Source organism: Asticcacaulis solisilvae (assembly GCF_052327315.1).
Classification (GTDB): Bacteria; Pseudomonadota; Alphaproteobacteria; order Caulobacterales; family Caulobacteraceae; genus Asticcacaulis; species Asticcacaulis solisilvae_B.
Map to the genome: position 1 here is coordinate 2,043,822 of NZ_CP166196.1, position 15,684 is coordinate 2,059,505.

The following is a 15,684-nucleotide window of genomic DNA, read 5'->3' on the forward strand; positions in this document are numbered from 1 at the left end:
GCGGGCCAGGATACGGCCTTCCGCCGCTTGACTCTCTTTTGCGACGAGAACAAAATAAGAACAAAGAGAGGTGTCGCATGGACAGAATGTGCCTGAACACGCCGGCGGAAATTCCGGCGCGCAAATCCGAGACCCGGCTGAGCGACCTTGAGCCCGACCGGCCGATCGTCATCGAACTGGACGGCGCCGCGCCGCTGTTCACCACGCCGCGCGAACTGATGCGCGTCGGGCGGCTGCCGGGGCATCTCTATCTCGACGAGGTCGAAGGCATCTTCGCGTCCATCGACTATGAACGCAACGGCCGCCGCTGTCAGTGAGGCGGACCTTCAGGATCGGTCCTGAGATGGCGCGCCGACCGGATGATCGCATAATGCAGCCAGGGTTTGAACGGTACGGTCTCGCGCAGGCGGCAGACGGTAAAGGTTCCGCGCACCCAGGCTTCCAGCGAGCCTGTATCCGCCTGGGCCTTGTCCATGGCGCGATAGACGTTGCCGGGCCAGTCGCCGTAGGTCGCGACCGAGATGTCATGGCCGGCGCGAAAGATGAAGCCGGCATCGGCCGAAAGGTTGAGCACGCCGTCGGCCGTATAGCAGCGCTCGATGTGGACGGCATAATGCGGGCGGGCCAGGGCAGGGCCGGCCGAAACCGCCACGGCGGCGACAAAGCCCATGATATGCAGGCTGTGCCGGTGCATGACGTCTATGCCCTGGCGCGCCAGGTTTCGATCTGTTCGGCGATTTCGTCGCTGCGGCCCTGGCGCTTGTAGGCCGGCAGCTTCAGGCGCTTGCCGGAAGCCAGTTTCAGCTCGACGCGATAGGTCTCGGCCCATTCGTCCTTCTCGATCCTGCGGATGCGGACGCGGACAACCTCGGCCATGGGCCACGACAGGGTGCGCTTGCCGAAGACCGTGCCGCGCCAGACCGCGATCGTGTCTTCGTCGATGGTCCATTGCAGGTCGGGGTGGAAGGCGGCGTGCCAGAGCACGATCAGGGCGATGAAGCCGCAGGCCGGGCACAGGCTGCCCATGATCCCCATCAGGGTCGGGTCGCCGATCTGGCCGATGGCGAAGACGCCGCAGAACATCATGGCGAGCAGGCCGGCGCCCGCCAGCCAGGTCAGCCGGTCACGGGTGGTGACCCTGCGGCGCAATACGATCGGTGTCATGGTGAAGCCCCCCGGAATGGCCGCAATCTATCGCGGTTGCGGCCGGGGAGCAATGGCCGGATGCGCCTCGCAATCACAGGCTGCCCATGATTCTCGTCAGGGTCGGGGCGCCGATCTGGACGATGGCGAAGATGCCGCAGAACATCATGGCGAGCAGGCTGGCGTCCGCCAACCAGGTCAGTCGGTCACGGGGGGGGACCCTGCAGCGCAATACGATCGGCGTCATGATGAAGCCACCCGGAACCAGCTATAAGACCGGCATCTGGATACCAGATAAGGACATCTTATGAAAAGCGACCGACGGATTCTAAGACGCCGTGATAATCTGAAAGGCGCAGAATTTCGGCATCTCTATAATCTACGCGCCGGTAAAGTTGAGACAGCAACTGAAAATGTCCGTCACCATTAGGCGAGTTTCTAGCAGCTTCATCCGATCCCCAAGTTGATATCCCACGTAAAGCACTTGCAAGAGTGATATGGTCTGTAGGTCCTGACGGCTTCGGGAAATAATATGAGATATTAGGAGGTAGAGTGTTTATCCGCCCTTTCGGAAGTTTGAAGTCCCAAGATGAATGACCAGAGACCTTTTGCATAAGCGTTGGGAAAAGGTATGGTACAATAAAAAATTGCGAACTCGATATTGCCATGAATGTTCTAAGAGTATCGACGACCAATGGGGCGTCCCTCGACAGCAGCCTTTCCGGACTGAAATTTTTCAATCCGTTCGGCCATTAGCGCTCCTCCTCGCGCGAGATTCAAGGCCTCTATGGCTCCGTCAGGCGCGTCTTTGCCAAGGTCTTCCAGGGAATCTTCAAGTGACTCCTTAATGGTCTCGGACGCGATGAGTTCCTCATGGATTAAATCCGCGGCCATTGCGCCGATGAACATGCCGACTCCGCGCTTAACGGCGCCAACAGCGGCGATTTTGGCTAAATGCCCCGCCGTATTGAGGAATTTCTGCCATTTCTTTTCAACGTTGGCGTTGTTTAGATAGGGCTTGAGTGCAGTTTTCAGTGTTGCTGCAAGCGCGGTGAGCGGTTCATCGAGCAGATCGTCGGCCCAGGCGTCAACGAATGCGGTCGGATGATTAAGCTCTAGTTGCTTGGCGAGGCATTTGAGGAAAAAGGTTTTTCCAACGCCGTAAGGCGCGTCGATGGCAATGACGTACGCGCGGCCATTAACGCGTGTCATTTCCTGTTGGGCGATGCTTTCAATATAGGCCTCGAGTTGCGCAGCTTCTTGTCGGCGCCCGAATAGGTCCTCGCTCCAAATTCGCTCAATGTGGCTGTCGCCCATAATCTACCCCAAGAGTGGTAAAGCGGGCATATTAGACGCATGCGGCTATGGAGCAAGATATGCGACCAAAACCAAAAGTTAGCCGTAAACCCACCAAGCTAAAGAAAAGACCGGAGATGCCTTGCGATTCGCAAAACATGTCCGGCCTGATATCAAGGTGCAAGTTGCAAGCGGTTTTGAATTGCGTATCGCAATTAAAATGGGCGCTTTCGATTCACAAGTGAACCTCTGCGACCTTGTCCTTGTAATCCTTCTTGGGATCGGCCCCGAGCAGGATCTTGACGCCCGCCAGGAGACTCGACGCGTCGGCCCAGATCTTGGCGTCTTCGACATCGAAGCGCAGCAGGGCCAGTTCCGGGTCTTCCTTGCCGCCCTTGTACCAGGCGGCGACGAACGGGTTCCACAGGCGGTCGATGACGGCGCGGTCATTGTCCTCGCAGATACGGCCCAGCAGGCTGGCGAACAGCTCGTGGCCCTTCGAGGCGAAGGTCAGCGCGCCCGGCTGGCCGGGGCTGAGCTGGCGGACCAGGTCGGTCTCCTTGGACGTGAAGATCCACAGCGGGCTCTTGTCCTGGTCGGTCAGCACGGTCATGGGCTGTGCGCCCTGAACGCCGTCGAGGCTCAGCATCGCCGTGCGGTCGGACTTCAGCGCCTTCCAGAACTTCTTTTCGATATCTTGGGTGTCGGTCATGACAGGACTCCTTGTTGCCTCCCGGCGACTGCGCGAAGGGTCTGCGATCCTGCGTCAATATTCCATGCGGCTATGGCGCGCGGCGCATTGGAAAAGAGGAGGGGCGCCGGTGTCCGGTTGCAGTCTCCCCGTGGTCGTGGTAGCCAAAAGTCGGAGTTTATGCCTTGGGGGGACATCATGCGTGCGTTGAAGACCGGACGAATACTGACCGTGGCGGCCGCGGCCGCGGCCACGGTGCTTTCGAGCTGCGGCGGCGGCGGTGGGGGAGGCGCGCCGGGTGGTTCGTCGTCCTCCTCTTCGTCCTCGTCGTCATCGACGGCGGCCGCCTCCTATTCGGCGCAGGCCACGATCGGGTTGTCCAGCCTGTCGACATCGGAATCGGCCCCGACCATATCGGCGCCGGTCGTGCTTGCCGACGGCACCCTGATGGTTCCCACCATGGTCAAGAGCGGTGCCCAGTGGAACCTGCAGGTCCAGGCCTATGACGACCACAGTGCACCGGTAGGGACGCCCATATCCTTGCAGACGGCGAACACCTCGACCTTCTACATGGGGACGCGCACCCTTGTTCCGCTGTCCGGCGGCGGGCTGGTCGCGGTCCAGAGCTCGATGTCGTCCGCCTATCTCGTTTTCCGCACGGTGCCCTATGGCGGCAGCGCCGGCAGCACCGATTTCAATATCGCGATCCAGGGCGGCAGGCAGACCTTCGCCACCCTGCGCAACAACACCTTCCTGACTGTTTTCAACGACGCCCTGTCGCCGTCCGGATCGCACTTTTCGCCTTACGGCCAGGTCTTCAATACGCTGACCGGCGCCGGCGGCAGCTATTTCGCCATTCCCGCCACCTCGACGACCGATCATACGGACGGGTCTGCCGCGCCCCTGGCCAATGGCGGCTTTGTCGTGTCGTGGTGCGACCAGTGCTACAGCTCCTCGTCGACCGCACCCTTCACCCTGTACGTCCAGACCTATGACGAAACCGGTGTGGCGCGCATCGCTCCCGTTTCGGTGGCCACCGGCTCGCAAGCCAATCCCATGAGCGACGGCCAGGTCTTCGGCCTGCCGGGCGGCGGGTTCGGGGTGATCTGGAACGAAAACACCACCACGTCGGGTACGAACATGTCGACCAAGGTCCGGCTGCGCCTTTACGCCGCCGACGGGACGCCTTCGACGTCGCTGCTGACGCTGGGCGGAGCCTCGGAAACGCGCCAGTTCAGGAGCGTGGCCGTGCTGACGTCCGGCCGTATCGCCGTGCTGTGGTCGACGGTGACGGTGTCGCCGCTGGGCCGGCAGCTGCCGGATTACCGGATCGATGTGCTGGACGCCTCCGGCAATCCGGTCGGCGCCAGCATCGGCGTGGCGGCGCCTACCGATACCTCGGTGTCGGAAGGCAGCCTGGTCGCCCGGGCCAATGGCGGCATGGCGGTCATGTGGAGCGAAACCGTGCTGGGCTTCTGCTTGCCGTGCCGGCAGAATCTGAGGCTCGTCGATCCGCGCTAGGGCAGGGTAGGGCAACCCTGTTTCCGCGCCAGGGCTGGACACCATAGCGGGAACGCAAAGACCCTGCGGGCCGTCCACCTTGCTTTTTACGGGAGTCTGCCTTACCTTTCGGGACAGGAGTACCGTCATGAAGGTCAATACCGCCGAGTCGATCCGGACCGCGAACAATGTCTACAGCCACTACGGTAGCTGGGAAGCGGTGCGTCAGTCCTCGGTGCTCACCGACGGAAAATATGTCATCCAGCCCAAGGCGGACGACGCCGCCGCGCATGAGGCGCCCAAGGCTGCCGGACGCAAAGTCCGCAAGGCGGGATGAATTTCAGCTATACGCTTTTCCTGGTCCTGTTGCTGATTTCACCAGGACTGGCGGTTTGGGCCGGATTCCGCATCGGAGAAAAGAACGATCTCCTGGCCCAGGCGCCCGAGAAGCCGCAATCCACCCTCAGCCTGATCGTCATCGTGTTCGGCGCCCTGGCGGGGCACATACTGATGGCCGGCCTCTATGTCGCGCAGGCCTGGTTTTGCGCGATCTCCAGGATGTGCTGGACGCCCGGTTTCGACCCGGACGTCTACCGCGTGATCCTGGTCGGCAAGGCGCCCGCCGGGATAAGCGACTTTGCGATCGGCTCGTGGCTGGTGGTCCTGCTTCTGCCGCCCGTATTGATGTTCGTGATTTCGCTGGGCGTAAGCCAGTTGAAGCGGGTCCGGAATTTCCGGGAAGCCTCGACCTTCGGCTGGCTCAAGGCGGTCGTTGACAGGCGACAGGGCAAGGAAGGCTTCATCCTGGCCTATGTCGTCACCTCCATGGAAAAGGACGGCGCTTTCGTCGCGTTCGAGGGCATCCTGGAAAACTTCGCCTTCGACGACAACAAGGCCATCGCCATGGTGGTCCTGAGCCAGTGCGAGCGGTTCGTCGTCAGGATCGAGGATGGCCGCTTTTACCGGACGGCGCCCAGCCAGGACCAGAACAAGATACAGCTCATCCAGATCGAAGCGAAGAATTTCAAGAATATAGCGCTTGAGGTTTTCGACGCGGGCCTGCTGCCGCAGGACGTCACGGAGGTTCAGGCGCCGCCCGCCTCCGTGGCGGCAATCCCGGCCGGCCCTGCGCCCAGGCCCGCGCGCCGGTCCCGCAAGACCGCGCCGGCCGCGGACAACCCGATTTAAAAGACACCCTGCGGCCGGCGACACCTTCCGGGGCGCTTGCAGGCTATTGTCCGCCTGGCGCCGGACAGCCTGCCGGATCGAGGGCATAGACGCGGAAATAGGCGGTGCCCTTGCCGTGTCCGGTCGAATAATTGTCGGCGGTGCAGTAGGTGTAGCCGTGCGACGCCATGTAGCGGTCGATCGCCTTGCCGCCGAAGGCGATGTCCAGGACAAAGGCGCCGCCCATGATGACCAGGGCGATAAACAGCCCGCCCACGCGCGTATCCATGTTCACCCTGAGCGCCCAGCCCGCCACGCATCCGATCAAGCCGGTCAGGCATACGAGCGGGAACAGCAGGCTCATCTCGTCGACGTCCACGCGCGGCGTCCTGGAGCCGGCCGCGCCGACAGCGTGAACCATCGAGAACAGCCCGCCGTGGTTTATCGAACGGAGCGGACCTTCGATGATCAACATGACCGCGAGGATGCCGGCATACATGAATATCCAGGCCCGCGCGCTCGAAGCCCGGGCTTTTTCGCCTGCCGCCATGATGCCCCCTGTCAGGTTCGCGCGCTTGTGCATGGGCGGCGCGCGACGTTCCCCAAAAGCCGGCCTGCAGAAGGCCAGAGGACGGCGTCACGGTCAAGTTCGGGCCTGGGCGCGCCGCCGCACCTTCATAAAAGTGTCACAAACGGATCGACTCTTGCCGCCGGACCTGTCAAAGAGGCGCACCTTTCGCCCCTCGTCGCGTATTATGCGATCTCGATGAGACTGCCATGTTTGACGCCTCCGCGGAACATACGACCTCGCGTGCGGTCGGTCCGTCCCCGAAACCCGTAAAGTCCCGTGGCTGGGTGCCGGCCGTGCTGTTCGGCGCGCCCATCCTCATGGGGCTGTTCTATGTCGGGTTCAACGTCCATCGCGACGCGCTGGCGGCGGGTGAGCCGATCGCGGCGGGAGCCTTCCTGTTCCTCGGCCTGGCCTTGCTGATCGCCTTCGGGTTCGAGTTCGTCAACGGCTTTCACGACACGGCCAATGCGGTGGCGACCGTCATCTACACCCACTCCATGAAACCGCTGACGGCGGTGGTGTGGTCGGGCCTGTTCAACTTCCTGGGCGTCATGGCCTCGACCGGGGCGGTCGCCTACGGTCTGGTGATGCTGCTGCCGGTCGAGCTGATCCTGGCGGTCGGCACGGCGGCGGGATACGCCATGATCTTCGCGCTTTTGATCTCGGCCATCATCTGGAACCTCGGCACCTGGGCGCTGGGCATTCCCAACTCGTCGTCGCACGCCCTGATCGGCTCGATCATGGGCGTCGGCATCGCCAACCAGCTGATGAGCTCTGTCGTCAACGCCACCTCGGGCATCGACTGGAGCCAGGCGGCCAAGATCGGCCAGGCCCTGGTGTTTTCGCCGCTGCTCGGTTTCGTGGCGGCGGGCCTGCTGCTGCTGGCCATGAAGGGGCTGGTCCGCAATCCGAAACTGTACGAAGCGCCGGCGGGCGCCGCGCCGCCGCCCTTGCTGATCCGCGCCACCCTGATCGCCGCCTGCACGGGCGTGTCGTTCGCCCACGGCGGCAATGACGGCCAGAAGGGGATGGGGCTGATCATGATCATCCTGATCGGCGTCGCGCCGGCGACCTACGCCCTGAACCGCACGCTGCCCGATAGCCGCCAGGCCGCCTATGCCGCGACGCTCGACGCCGGCCAGGCGGCTTTTGCCGCCCACGCCCGGGGCGTCACGGTTGCGGACGCCGATGCCGCCCGCGCCACGGTCAACGCCGCCGTGCGCGCCCGCCGCATCGATACGCCGCAACAATTCGCCAGCCTGGCCGCCATGACCGGCGGGATCAAGGCCGACCTGCGCGAACACGGCTCGCTCGGACGCGTCCCGGCCGCCGGCATGCCGCGCCTGCGCAACGACATGTACCTGGTCGACACGGCCCTGGGCATCCTCAAGCCCGCAAAGGGCTACTCCGCCGCCGAGATCAAGGCGCTGGGCGGCCTGCAAGGGACCCTCAACGACATGACGCGCTACATTCCCGACTGGGTCAAGGTCGCCACGGCGCTGGCGCTGGGCCTGGGGACTATGGTCGGCTGGCGGCGCATCGTCGTGACGGTCGGCGAAAAGATCGGCAATTCCAGGATGACCTACGACCAGGGCGCCGCCGCCGGCATCGTGTCCGCCGTGACCATCTTCGCCGCCGAGCGCCTGGGCCTGCCGGTGTCGACCACGCATATCCTGTCGGGCAGCATAGCGGGCACCATGACGGCCAATCGCGCCGGCCTGCAATGGGGAACGATTCGTGGTATAGCCCTGGCATGGGTGCTGACCCTGCCCGCGACCGTCGTCATCTCCGGGACACTGTACTTCGTGTTCCGGCACCTGTTCTGACCCGTCGCCCGGATCGAAGACGTGGAACCTGGAGCGGATACCTCATATGTGCAGGTCGGCGCCTTGCCGTACCGCCTGTCGCGCGCCGGCGAGCCGGAAGTGTTGCTGGTCACCTCGCGCGGCACCCGGCAGTGGATCATCCCCAAGGGCTGGCCGATCGAGGGCAAGACCAACGCCGAATCCGCGGCGCGCGAAGCCTATGAGGAGGCCGGGCTGCTGGGCGAGGTCGGCGAGACCCTGGCCGGCCATTTCACCTACGAGAAGGCGCGCAAGGGCGAGGAGACGCTGTCGCCGTTTTCGGTCGAGGTCTACTGGCTGCGCGTCGAACGGCAGCTGACCCTGTGGCCCGAAGCCAGCCAGCGCGACCTGGTCTGGGTGTCGCCCGCCCAGGCCGTATCGATGATCACCAATAAAAGCCTGGCGGACCTTATCGCGACGATAAAATTTCCGGTGCGATAAGACGGCGTGCTGGTCCTGCTGATCCTGGCCGGACCAAGCTCCCGGCGGTGAAAAATCTAGGCCCGCGTCCCCAGCAGCCCGAACATGGCGCCCTGCGGATCGCGCGCCACCAGCGCCCAGCGGCCGCCGGGAACCTGCATGGGCGGCAGCTGGATGACGCCGCCGTTGCCGGTGATGCGGTCCGACGCCTGGTCGATGTCGGTGGTGTTGAAGTAGAACAGCCAGGCGGGCTGCGGGAGGGGATTGTTCATCATGCCGCCGGTCTGGACGCCGTCGGCGGTGAAGACCTGATAGGTGCCCATGGGGCCCATATCCATGGCCACGTCCTTTTCCCACCCCAGGCGCCCGGCATAGAAGGCGAAGGCCGCTTCCCAGTCGCGGGCGTGATATTCGTTCCAGCCGCAATGGCCCCCGGCATTGCTGAAGGCGTCGCTTTGGCCTCCCATGGCGGGCGTCATGACGTAGATGAGCGCGCCCTGCGGATCGGCGACCATGGCCATGCGGCCGACGCCCTCCAGCGTGTTGGCCGGCCAGCAGACCTTGCCGCCGGCGGCTTCGAAGGCGGCGACCTCGGCGTCCGTGTCGGCGACATTGACATAGCCGGTCCAGGCCGAAGGCATGCCCGCATCCGGCGCGGCCATCATGCCGCCGACGGCGGTCTCGCCCGCATGGATCATGCGATAGTCCATGCCGGGATTGTCGCCCCGCCGGACGTCCCAGCCGACGACGTGGCTGTAGAAGGCGATGGCGGCGTCGAGGTCGCCGGTCATCAGTTCGTACCAGATGAAGTGGCTGGCCATGGTGGTCTCCCTTGCGGTTTCGGGCAGCCTATCCCGGAAACGAGACAGGCGTAATACGGACAAATGCGTAAAGCGGGGCCTGTCCGGGGCCGGACTTTACGGGACTATACGCTGAGCAGTGTCAGCAGAGTGGCCTAGATTGGCGATGTCAAAAAGGAGATCGCCATGTCCAGCGTTGCTTATCGCGTTCCGTTCATCGCCGGCCTCGGTCTGGCCGTCCTGGTCATGCTGTCGGCCGTGGCCGCGCACGTCTAGGCTTGCCGCGTCATCGCAGGTCTAGCGGTTCGTCGCGCGACAGCTTGCCCAGATTGGCTTCGCGCAGGGCCGCCGCCTTGTCGTCGTAGAGGAACGGCAGGAAGGCGAAGCGCCGTCCGCGCGTGACAGGCGAGACGGCGTGCAGCAGCGAGCACGAAAACACGACCGCGCCGCCGGGGGGCGGCTTGAACTGGCGCGGGCCGTATTCCGGAAAATACAGGGTGCCGCCGTCGAAGTCGTCATTGAGATTGATCGTCACGGCAAAGCGCCGGTGCGCCGTCGCCGAGGTCGTGTTGTCGCGGTGCGGGCGGAAATGTCCGCCGTCGTCCGCCGTATAGCAGCCGACCAGGTAGCGCTCCATGCGCGTCACTTCGAACTGGTGGACCTTGAGGATTTCCGGGATGATCCGGCGTACGACGGCCGCCTGGGTGCGGCGGATCAGGTCGTCCTCGCTCAGCATGTAGTCGAAGCGGCTCTTCATCGACGGGTCGCGCACGCCGACCGTCATGCCGTCGCGTTCGCGCATGAAGCCGCTGAATTCGCCGCCATTGCGTTCGTAGGTGGCGATCAGATCCTGGCACAGGGCGGGCTCGAAGACATTGGAGAGATAGAGGACGGGGGCCTGGAGCTCGACACCGGCGTGCAGCTCCGGCGCGGGCAGGCCGGCCAGCCAGTCGAGCGCCACGGCCGACGGGGCGGCGGCATCGAGCGGCGCGACGGCCAGGACGCGCATCGTCGGGTCGAGTACGACCCACTGGCTGCGCAGGCGCGGTCCGGCGCGCACGTCGCGGGGCAGGGCGCCGTAAAGCCGGCCGATCTTGCCGTCGGCGTCCCAGAAATACCGGATGCCGGGCAGGGCGTCGCGCAGGCGGGCTTCGTCGGCGGGGTCGTTGGTGACGCCGAAGACGCAGGCCCTGCGGTCGTCGAACTGGGCGCGGTGGGCGCGGATCTGGGCAGCCATGGCGCGGCCGTCCTCGGCCTCGGACGAACTGAAGAAGGCCAGGACGACATAGCGCCCGGCGACGGTGTCGAAGACGAAGTTCGGGTTGGTCGAGGCGCGTTGCACGAAGCGTGGCGCCGGATCGCCCGGCAGCAGGTTGGCGTAGATCAGGCTTTTCGCCGCTTTTGTCCCGGTCATGCCGTCCTCTTTCGTGGCGGCACTATGCATGGCGGGGCGGCATTGGGCAATGGGGACGGCAGGCTCACTTCACGCGGTCGAGGTCGAGGCCGGCATAGCTGAAACGATAGACCTGGCGCGTCGTGTCGCCCATGAAATCGACCTGAATCGCACCGGACTTCCGGAAACCGTCCAGGATCGGCTGGGTCATGACCGGCGCGGCGACATAGGCGGTGGCGCCGTCGCCGCCGGCGGTTTCGTCGAGCGCGACCAGCGTGACGCTGTCGGCGCTCCAGCGTATCCGTGCGAAACATTGCGGATGACAGAAGGTCAGCGGCGTGGCCGACACAAGGGCAACCGTACGGCTTTCGCCACCCGAAATCCTGAGGGTCAGCGGCGCCTGTCCCTCTTTCGGCGCGGAGGTCTGAACGGCGGACGCGCCTTGCGGCGCGGTCCCGTCCGAATAGGTCCACGGTGAAACGGCAGCGGCCAGCATGGCGGCGATGACGATGGATTGCATTATGTCCCCCCTTGTATTGCCAGCGACATTGATCCCGAACCGGCAGCGCCGCAACAGGTTTCTGTTCGTGCCGTCCCTACATCGCCCGCGTCACCGACTTGATGCGGCCGATGATCTTGATCTCGTCGATCAGCACCTCGTACGGCGGGTAGACCGCGTTTTCCGATACAAGCAGCACCTTGTTCGTACCGTGGATGCGCTGGACGTGCTTGACCACCAGGCCGAAACCGTCCCACAGGGCGAAGATGCCCGGCGGCGTCGGATTGGTGTCGGAGTGGTCGACCGCGATGCGGTCGCCGGGCAGAAGCTTGGGCTCCATGCTGTCGCCGATGACCTCGACAATGCTCAGCCCCCGGGCATGGGCGCGCAGCTCACGCGCCACATAGTCGTTGGGGAAGCGCCAGGTGCCCCGGCGCCGGTCGCCTTCGACCAGGGCGCCGCCGCCGGCCGACAGGCGCACATCGTATTCCGGGATTTCGACCCAGCCGTCGACCGTCTCGCTGGTCGGCAGGTCGAAATCCTCGGGCCGGAGGTCGTGCCGCACCAGGCGGAGATGGCTTGTCTTCACGGTTTCACTCGCTTCTGCGGTTGCGTCCGGGCCAGGGACAGGAGAGGGCGGTTTCGCACCGGGACGGTCGACCATGGCCAGCCAGTCGGCCGGCACCTGGAAGGCGCGGGCATATTTTCTCAGCACGTCGAGCTTCAGCCCGGCATTGCCGCGGATACCGCCTTCGTGGCTCTTGTAGGTATTCTCGTTCCAGCCGTGCTGGCGCGCCGCCTCGCGCGGGGACTTGAAAAAGCGTTCGCGCGCCCATTTCAGCCGGTCGGCCTGGGTCGGAAGCGGGGGCGGGGCGGAATCGTCTGTGTTCATGGTCCGATATGTACCCACATTTATGGGTACGTTTGGTGTTGACATTAATGGGTACTTCGTGTACCCATTATTAACGGCCCGAGTCAATCTCCCTGACCGGCCGTTTTCCTGAAAAGGCAGGCAGGGCCGCGATTTCGCGCGGGTCTTCCAGGCCTTTCTTTTTTGACTTCAAAGAGAACAAAACGTGAATATTTGTGAGTCGTCAAGGGGAATCCGCCGATGACCCCCGTCGAACGCCGGTGCCTGGATGCCGTGCTGGATCTCAGCCGCGGCGACATCGCCCCCAGCTATGCCGAGATCGCCGCCGCCATGGGCGTGGGCAAGACCTCGATCCACCGGGCGGTGCACGCCCTGGTGCGGCTGGGCTTTATCGAGAGGGTGCCGGGCAAGGCGCGGTCGGTGCGCGTGGTGCGATCGACCGGCATCGGCCAGCACGTTCAGGCCCTGATCCGGCAATATGGCGGCCTGGCCGTCGTGGCCGAGATCGCCCGCCAGACGGCTCCCCAAACGACGGGAGCCGCCTGATGGCCAAGGGGGCGATCCGCGTCGACTGGTTTCCCACCGACGCGCTGAACGGCATGAAGTTCCTGACCGTGGCGGAGGAGCTGGCCTACCGCCGCATCATCGACCTTCTGTACATCAGCGGCGGCGAGCTGCCCGACGACGACGACGCGATGGCCGAGCAGACGCGGACCTTCGCGGACTGGCCGGCGGTCAGGGCCGGACTGGCGCGCAAGGGCAAGATCAGGATTGAAAACGGGGCGATCACCAATGCCCGCTGTACGGAAATCCTGACGGCCATTGCCGGGAAGAGCGACAAGGCGCGGGCGTCGGGGCTGGCCTCGGCGCGGCGGCGTCAACTGTTGCCGCAACGAACGCTCAACGATCGTTCGACGGACGTTGTAGCGAATGGGGCAACGAACGGCGAACTGAGTCAGGTAGTCAAAGAGTCAGTTCGGGAGACTGACGTCTCCCTCACGGCGCGCGAGGGCTTCGCGGCATTCGTCAAGGCCTATCCCAAGTCCGACGGCGTCATGGCGGCGCGGCCGGTGTGGGACCGCGCTGTCGCGTCCGGGGCCGATCCCGGCGTCATCCTGGCCGGGCTCGAGCGCTGGAAGGCGCATTGGCGGGCGCGTGTCCGCGACCCCGCCGACAGCTTCAAGCCCAGGCATGTCCGCAACGCCGCGCGCTGGCTGGAAGAGGCCGGCTGGCTGGATCCCGACCCCGGCGGCGCCGTGCCCGTGGCGCTGAAAGCCTGGACGGGACCGCCGGACCTGCGCCGCGCCGTCGTCGCCGAAGCGGGCGAGGACTTTGCCCGGTCCTATCTCGACCCCGCCCGGTGGGACGGCGGCGGCCTTGTCGCCGCCACGGCCTATGCCGCCGGCAAGCTGACGCCGCTGAAGGCGCTTGCATCCATTTCCATCCGAACAGCCAGGGAGGCCCGGCCATGACGACCGAAAAGCCGAAACAGAGACTTCGCCGCGAATACGTGTTCTTCCGCATCGAGGGCAAGGACGGCAAGACTTACAGGAAGCGGTGCGGCGAGGACCACGTCGTGTCGGGCGCGTGTACGCGGCCGTCGCTGGCCAACGACCTGGTGGAAGAGATCCGCCGCGCCTATGAGGACGGCGAGGGCGGCTACCGCAAGCTGGCGCGGCGCTTCAACCTGCATCCGACGACCGTGCGCGACATCGTCACCTTCCGGCGCCGATTAAGAGGATAGGTATAAATACAGGCATGTTAATTGGTTAATGCCAGAAGCTGAGATTACGAATGAGGCGTGCCCCGCCGCTCCGGGCCGTTTTGCGATGACAGCGTTATTCGACGGCTTGACTCCACTCGCAAACATGGCACTTTCGCGTTGAAATCAATCTTCAGTAGCAGGTGTTCAACCGGATTTTCGGGGCGAGACCGCCGTGTGGCGGGCAAAAGGGGCGATACAAATGGGGTTTTCCAACATCCTGGACGTGGCGATCGGGCTCGTCTTCATCTACGTCGTGCTCAGCCTTCTGGCGACCACGGTTTCCGAGGTCATCGAAGGGCAGCTGAAATCGCGGGGCCGCTATTGTCTCAAGGCCTTGCAGGAAATGTTCGGGGCTGTGCTTGCTGACAAGATGGCCGACCCGCAGGACCAGACGAAGCAACTATCGAACCGGCAGATGGACAGCGCGGGCAAGGCCGTGCTTCCGGCCGCGCTGAAGCCGGCGCCAGCGCAAGGTGCCGCCGCCGCGCCCCAGTCCCCGAAGTCCGCCGCTACCTTGCTATACGCCTTTTTCGATCATCCGTTCGTTTACGCCCTGTATCGCGGAAACAATCCCGTGCCGGTTTCGGCGGACGGGCAAAGCCTCGTCCGCAAGGCCAGGAACTACATCACCATGGTGTTCGATCTTTTAAGCGGGGAAAAAACCGACGATCTGAAATTCCTCCGGGGCCAAAAGGCAAGCTTGCCGTCCTATATTCCAGCCTCCACCTTCGCGCAGACCATAGTCGTTATGTTGCGGGAGCTGGTGAAGGGAAACGCCACGGCCACGATCGACGACATGGTTTCCGGCGTGGAAGCGAATTGGCCCAACGGCAAATTCAGGGACGCCGTCGTCGCCTGCCTGAGGCAGGCACAGGCGGACACGAAGGCTGCCGAGGCCGATATCCAGAAAGTCCAGGCCTTGCTTGAAGACTGGTACAACGCCGTCATGGACCGCGCCACGGGCTGGTACAAGCGTCACAAGCAGGGGATCCTGTTCTGGTGCGGGCTTGCCGCCTGCGCGGTGTTCAACGTCAATTCGGTCCACATCGCGCAGACGCTATATAACGACGCCACCCTGCGGGCGGTGGTCGTTTCTGAAGCCGAGAGCGCCGCGAAAAGCGATATCGGCAAGCTCAAGACCGGGTGCGCGAGCGACAATGGTGCGGGCGCGAAGTCCGATACGAAGACGGACGTCAAGCCCGTGCCAAAGGATGGGCAGAAGCCACAGGACAAACCCACGCCCGGTGACGGCGCCACGGCGGATTCGGCATCGGCCCAGTCCGGCGACGATAGTGGCGTGGCGAAGGACGTCGCCAACATCCAGTGTTACAACGCAAAGCTGGTCGACATGAAGTTGCCGATCGGCTGGACGCGTGAGGGCGTCGAGCCGCGGGTGGCGAATATCCTTCTGCCCGTATGGGACAAGATCAAGGCGGTTCCCGGGAGAATTTCTGACTTTTTCACAAATAAAAAGACCGCGGCTGAACCGAACACGGTGAAGCCGTCGATCCATCCCAGCAAGACCAAGGCTGGCATCGCCTTCATCTCGATGTTCGCCGGCTGGCTGATCACCGCTTATGCGATTACGCTGGGCGCGCCGTTCTGGTTCGATCTGTTGAACCAGCTCGTCAACATCCGCGCCACCTTCAAGCCCGAAGAGGTCAAGGCGGCTGCCGGACAGTCGTCGAAGAAAGTTGCCGCCGCACCACGGTAGCCGTAAAGTT

Annotated in this window: 19 protein-coding genes; 10 read left to right on the forward strand and 9 right to left on the reverse strand. The window is 64.1% G+C overall.

Features of this window, described 5'->3' with window-relative positions:
• Positions 1-77 precede the first annotated feature (77 nt).
• Positions 78-317 (forward strand): hypothetical protein, encoded by a 240-nt coding sequence (locus tag AB8717_RS09550; protein WP_443750801.1) that lies wholly within the window; start codon positions 78-80, stop codon positions 315-317.
• On the opposite strand, the gene AB8717_RS09555 is transcribed toward AB8717_RS09550, so the two are convergent.
• From AB8717_RS09555 to AB8717_RS09570, 4 genes are all read right to left on the reverse strand, one after another.
• A complete protein-coding gene (locus AB8717_RS09555; protein ID WP_443750802.1) occupies positions 311-694 on the reverse strand; it encodes a hypothetical protein in 384 nt (127 codons plus the stop codon). The genes AB8717_RS09550 and AB8717_RS09555 overlap by 7 nt on opposite strands.
• A gap of 5 nt (positions 695-699) precedes the next feature.
• Positions 700-1,164 carry a hypothetical protein gene (locus tag AB8717_RS09560; RefSeq protein WP_443750803.1) on the reverse strand — a complete coding sequence of 155 codons (465 nt, stop codon included), beginning with the start codon at positions 1,162-1,164 and terminating at the stop codon, positions 700-702.
• Between the two features lie 654 nt (positions 1,165-1,818).
• Positions 1,819-2,460 (reverse strand): P-loop NTPase fold protein, encoded by a 642-nt coding sequence (locus AB8717_RS09565; protein WP_443750804.1) that lies wholly within the window; start codon positions 2,458-2,460, stop codon positions 1,819-1,821.
• A gap of 214 nt (positions 2,461-2,674) precedes the next feature.
• The gene (locus AB8717_RS09570) at positions 2,675-3,151 is read right to left on the reverse strand and encodes a pyridoxamine 5'-phosphate oxidase family protein (RefSeq protein WP_443750805.1); all 477 of its coding nucleotides are present in this window, start codon (positions 3,149-3,151) and stop codon (positions 2,675-2,677) included.
• Between the two features lie 177 nt (positions 3,152-3,328).
• Here AB8717_RS09570 and AB8717_RS09575 point away from each other — a divergent pair, with 177 nt between their 5' ends.
• The 3 genes from AB8717_RS09575 to AB8717_RS09585 all read left to right on the forward strand — a co-directional run bounded on the left by AB8717_RS09575 (position 3,329) and on the right by AB8717_RS09585 (position 5,818).
• Complete coding sequence (locus AB8717_RS09575; protein WP_443750806.1) at positions 3,329-4,651, forward strand: hypothetical protein; 1,323 nt, start codon at positions 3,329-3,331, stop codon at positions 4,649-4,651.
• Between the two features lie 127 nt (positions 4,652-4,778).
• Positions 4,779-4,967 carry a hypothetical protein gene (locus AB8717_RS09580; RefSeq protein ID WP_443750807.1) on the forward strand — a complete coding sequence of 63 codons (189 nt, stop codon included), beginning with the start codon at positions 4,779-4,781 and terminating at the stop codon, positions 4,965-4,967.
• Complete coding sequence (locus AB8717_RS09585) at positions 4,964-5,818, forward strand: hypothetical protein (protein WP_443750808.1); 855 nt, start codon at positions 4,964-4,966, stop codon at positions 5,816-5,818. The genes AB8717_RS09580 and AB8717_RS09585 overlap by 4 nt, the downstream gene beginning before the upstream one ends.
• A gap of 43 nt (positions 5,819-5,861) precedes the next feature.
• On the opposite strand, the gene AB8717_RS09590 is transcribed toward AB8717_RS09585, so the two are convergent.
• The gene (locus AB8717_RS09590) at positions 5,862-6,380 is read right to left on the reverse strand and encodes a hypothetical protein (protein WP_443750809.1); all 519 of its coding nucleotides are present in this window, start codon (positions 6,378-6,380) and stop codon (positions 5,862-5,864) included.
• Between the two features lie 194 nt (positions 6,381-6,574).
• On the opposite strand from AB8717_RS09590, the gene AB8717_RS09595 reads away from it, so the two are divergent.
• Together AB8717_RS09595 and AB8717_RS09600 are read left to right on the forward strand one after the other, a co-directional pair.
• Entirely contained in the window at positions 6,575-8,194 is a 1,620-nt protein-coding gene (locus AB8717_RS09595) for an inorganic phosphate transporter (RefSeq protein WP_443750810.1), read from the forward strand.
• Between the two features lie 21 nt (positions 8,195-8,215).
• Positions 8,216-8,653 (forward strand): NUDIX hydrolase, encoded by a 438-nt coding sequence (locus AB8717_RS09600; RefSeq protein WP_443750811.1) that lies wholly within the window; start codon positions 8,216-8,218, stop codon positions 8,651-8,653.
• A 56-nt stretch (positions 8,654-8,709) separates the two neighbouring features.
• Here the strand turns inward: AB8717_RS09600 and AB8717_RS09605 are convergent, their stop codons facing one another.
• From AB8717_RS09605 to AB8717_RS09620, 4 genes are all read right to left on the reverse strand, one after another.
• Positions 8,710-9,453 (reverse strand): VOC family protein, encoded by a 744-nt coding sequence (locus AB8717_RS09605; RefSeq protein WP_443750812.1) that lies wholly within the window; start codon positions 9,451-9,453, stop codon positions 8,710-8,712.
• Between the two features lie 265 nt (positions 9,454-9,718).
• Positions 9,719-10,846, reverse strand: coding sequence for a 2OG-Fe(II) oxygenase (locus tag AB8717_RS09610; protein WP_443750813.1), 1,128 nt, complete (start codon positions 10,844-10,846; stop codon positions 9,719-9,721).
• Between the two features lie 64 nt (positions 10,847-10,910).
• The gene (locus tag AB8717_RS09615; protein WP_443750814.1) at positions 10,911-11,345 is read right to left on the reverse strand and encodes a hypothetical protein; all 435 of its coding nucleotides are present in this window, start codon (positions 11,343-11,345) and stop codon (positions 10,911-10,913) included.
• Positions 11,346-11,421: 76 nt separating this feature from the next.
• A complete protein-coding gene (locus AB8717_RS09620) occupies positions 11,422-12,216 on the reverse strand; it encodes a LexA family transcriptional regulator (protein ID WP_443750815.1) in 795 nt (264 codons plus the stop codon).
• A 219-nt stretch (positions 12,217-12,435) separates the two neighbouring features.
• Here AB8717_RS09620 and AB8717_RS09625 point away from each other — a divergent pair, with 219 nt between their 5' ends.
• From AB8717_RS09625 to AB8717_RS09640, 4 genes are all read left to right on the forward strand, one after another.
• The gene (locus AB8717_RS09625; RefSeq protein WP_443750816.1) at positions 12,436-12,741 is read left to right on the forward strand and encodes a LexA family protein; all 306 of its coding nucleotides are present in this window, start codon (positions 12,436-12,438) and stop codon (positions 12,739-12,741) included.
• A complete protein-coding gene (locus AB8717_RS09630; RefSeq protein ID WP_443750817.1) occupies positions 12,741-13,667 on the forward strand; it encodes a DUF1376 domain-containing protein in 927 nt (308 codons plus the stop codon). Before AB8717_RS09625 ends, AB8717_RS09630 begins: the two co-directional genes overlap by 1 nt.
• Positions 13,664-13,939 carry a hypothetical protein gene (locus AB8717_RS09635; RefSeq protein ID WP_443750818.1) on the forward strand — a complete coding sequence of 92 codons (276 nt, stop codon included), beginning with the start codon at positions 13,664-13,666 and terminating at the stop codon, positions 13,937-13,939. The genes AB8717_RS09630 and AB8717_RS09635 overlap by 4 nt, the downstream gene beginning before the upstream one ends.
• A 220-nt stretch (positions 13,940-14,159) precedes the next feature.
• On the forward strand, positions 14,160-15,674 hold the full coding sequence (locus AB8717_RS09640) for a hypothetical protein (RefSeq protein WP_443750819.1): 1,515 nt from the start codon (positions 14,160-14,162) through the stop codon (positions 15,672-15,674).
• Positions 15,675-15,684: the final 10 nt, after the last annotated feature.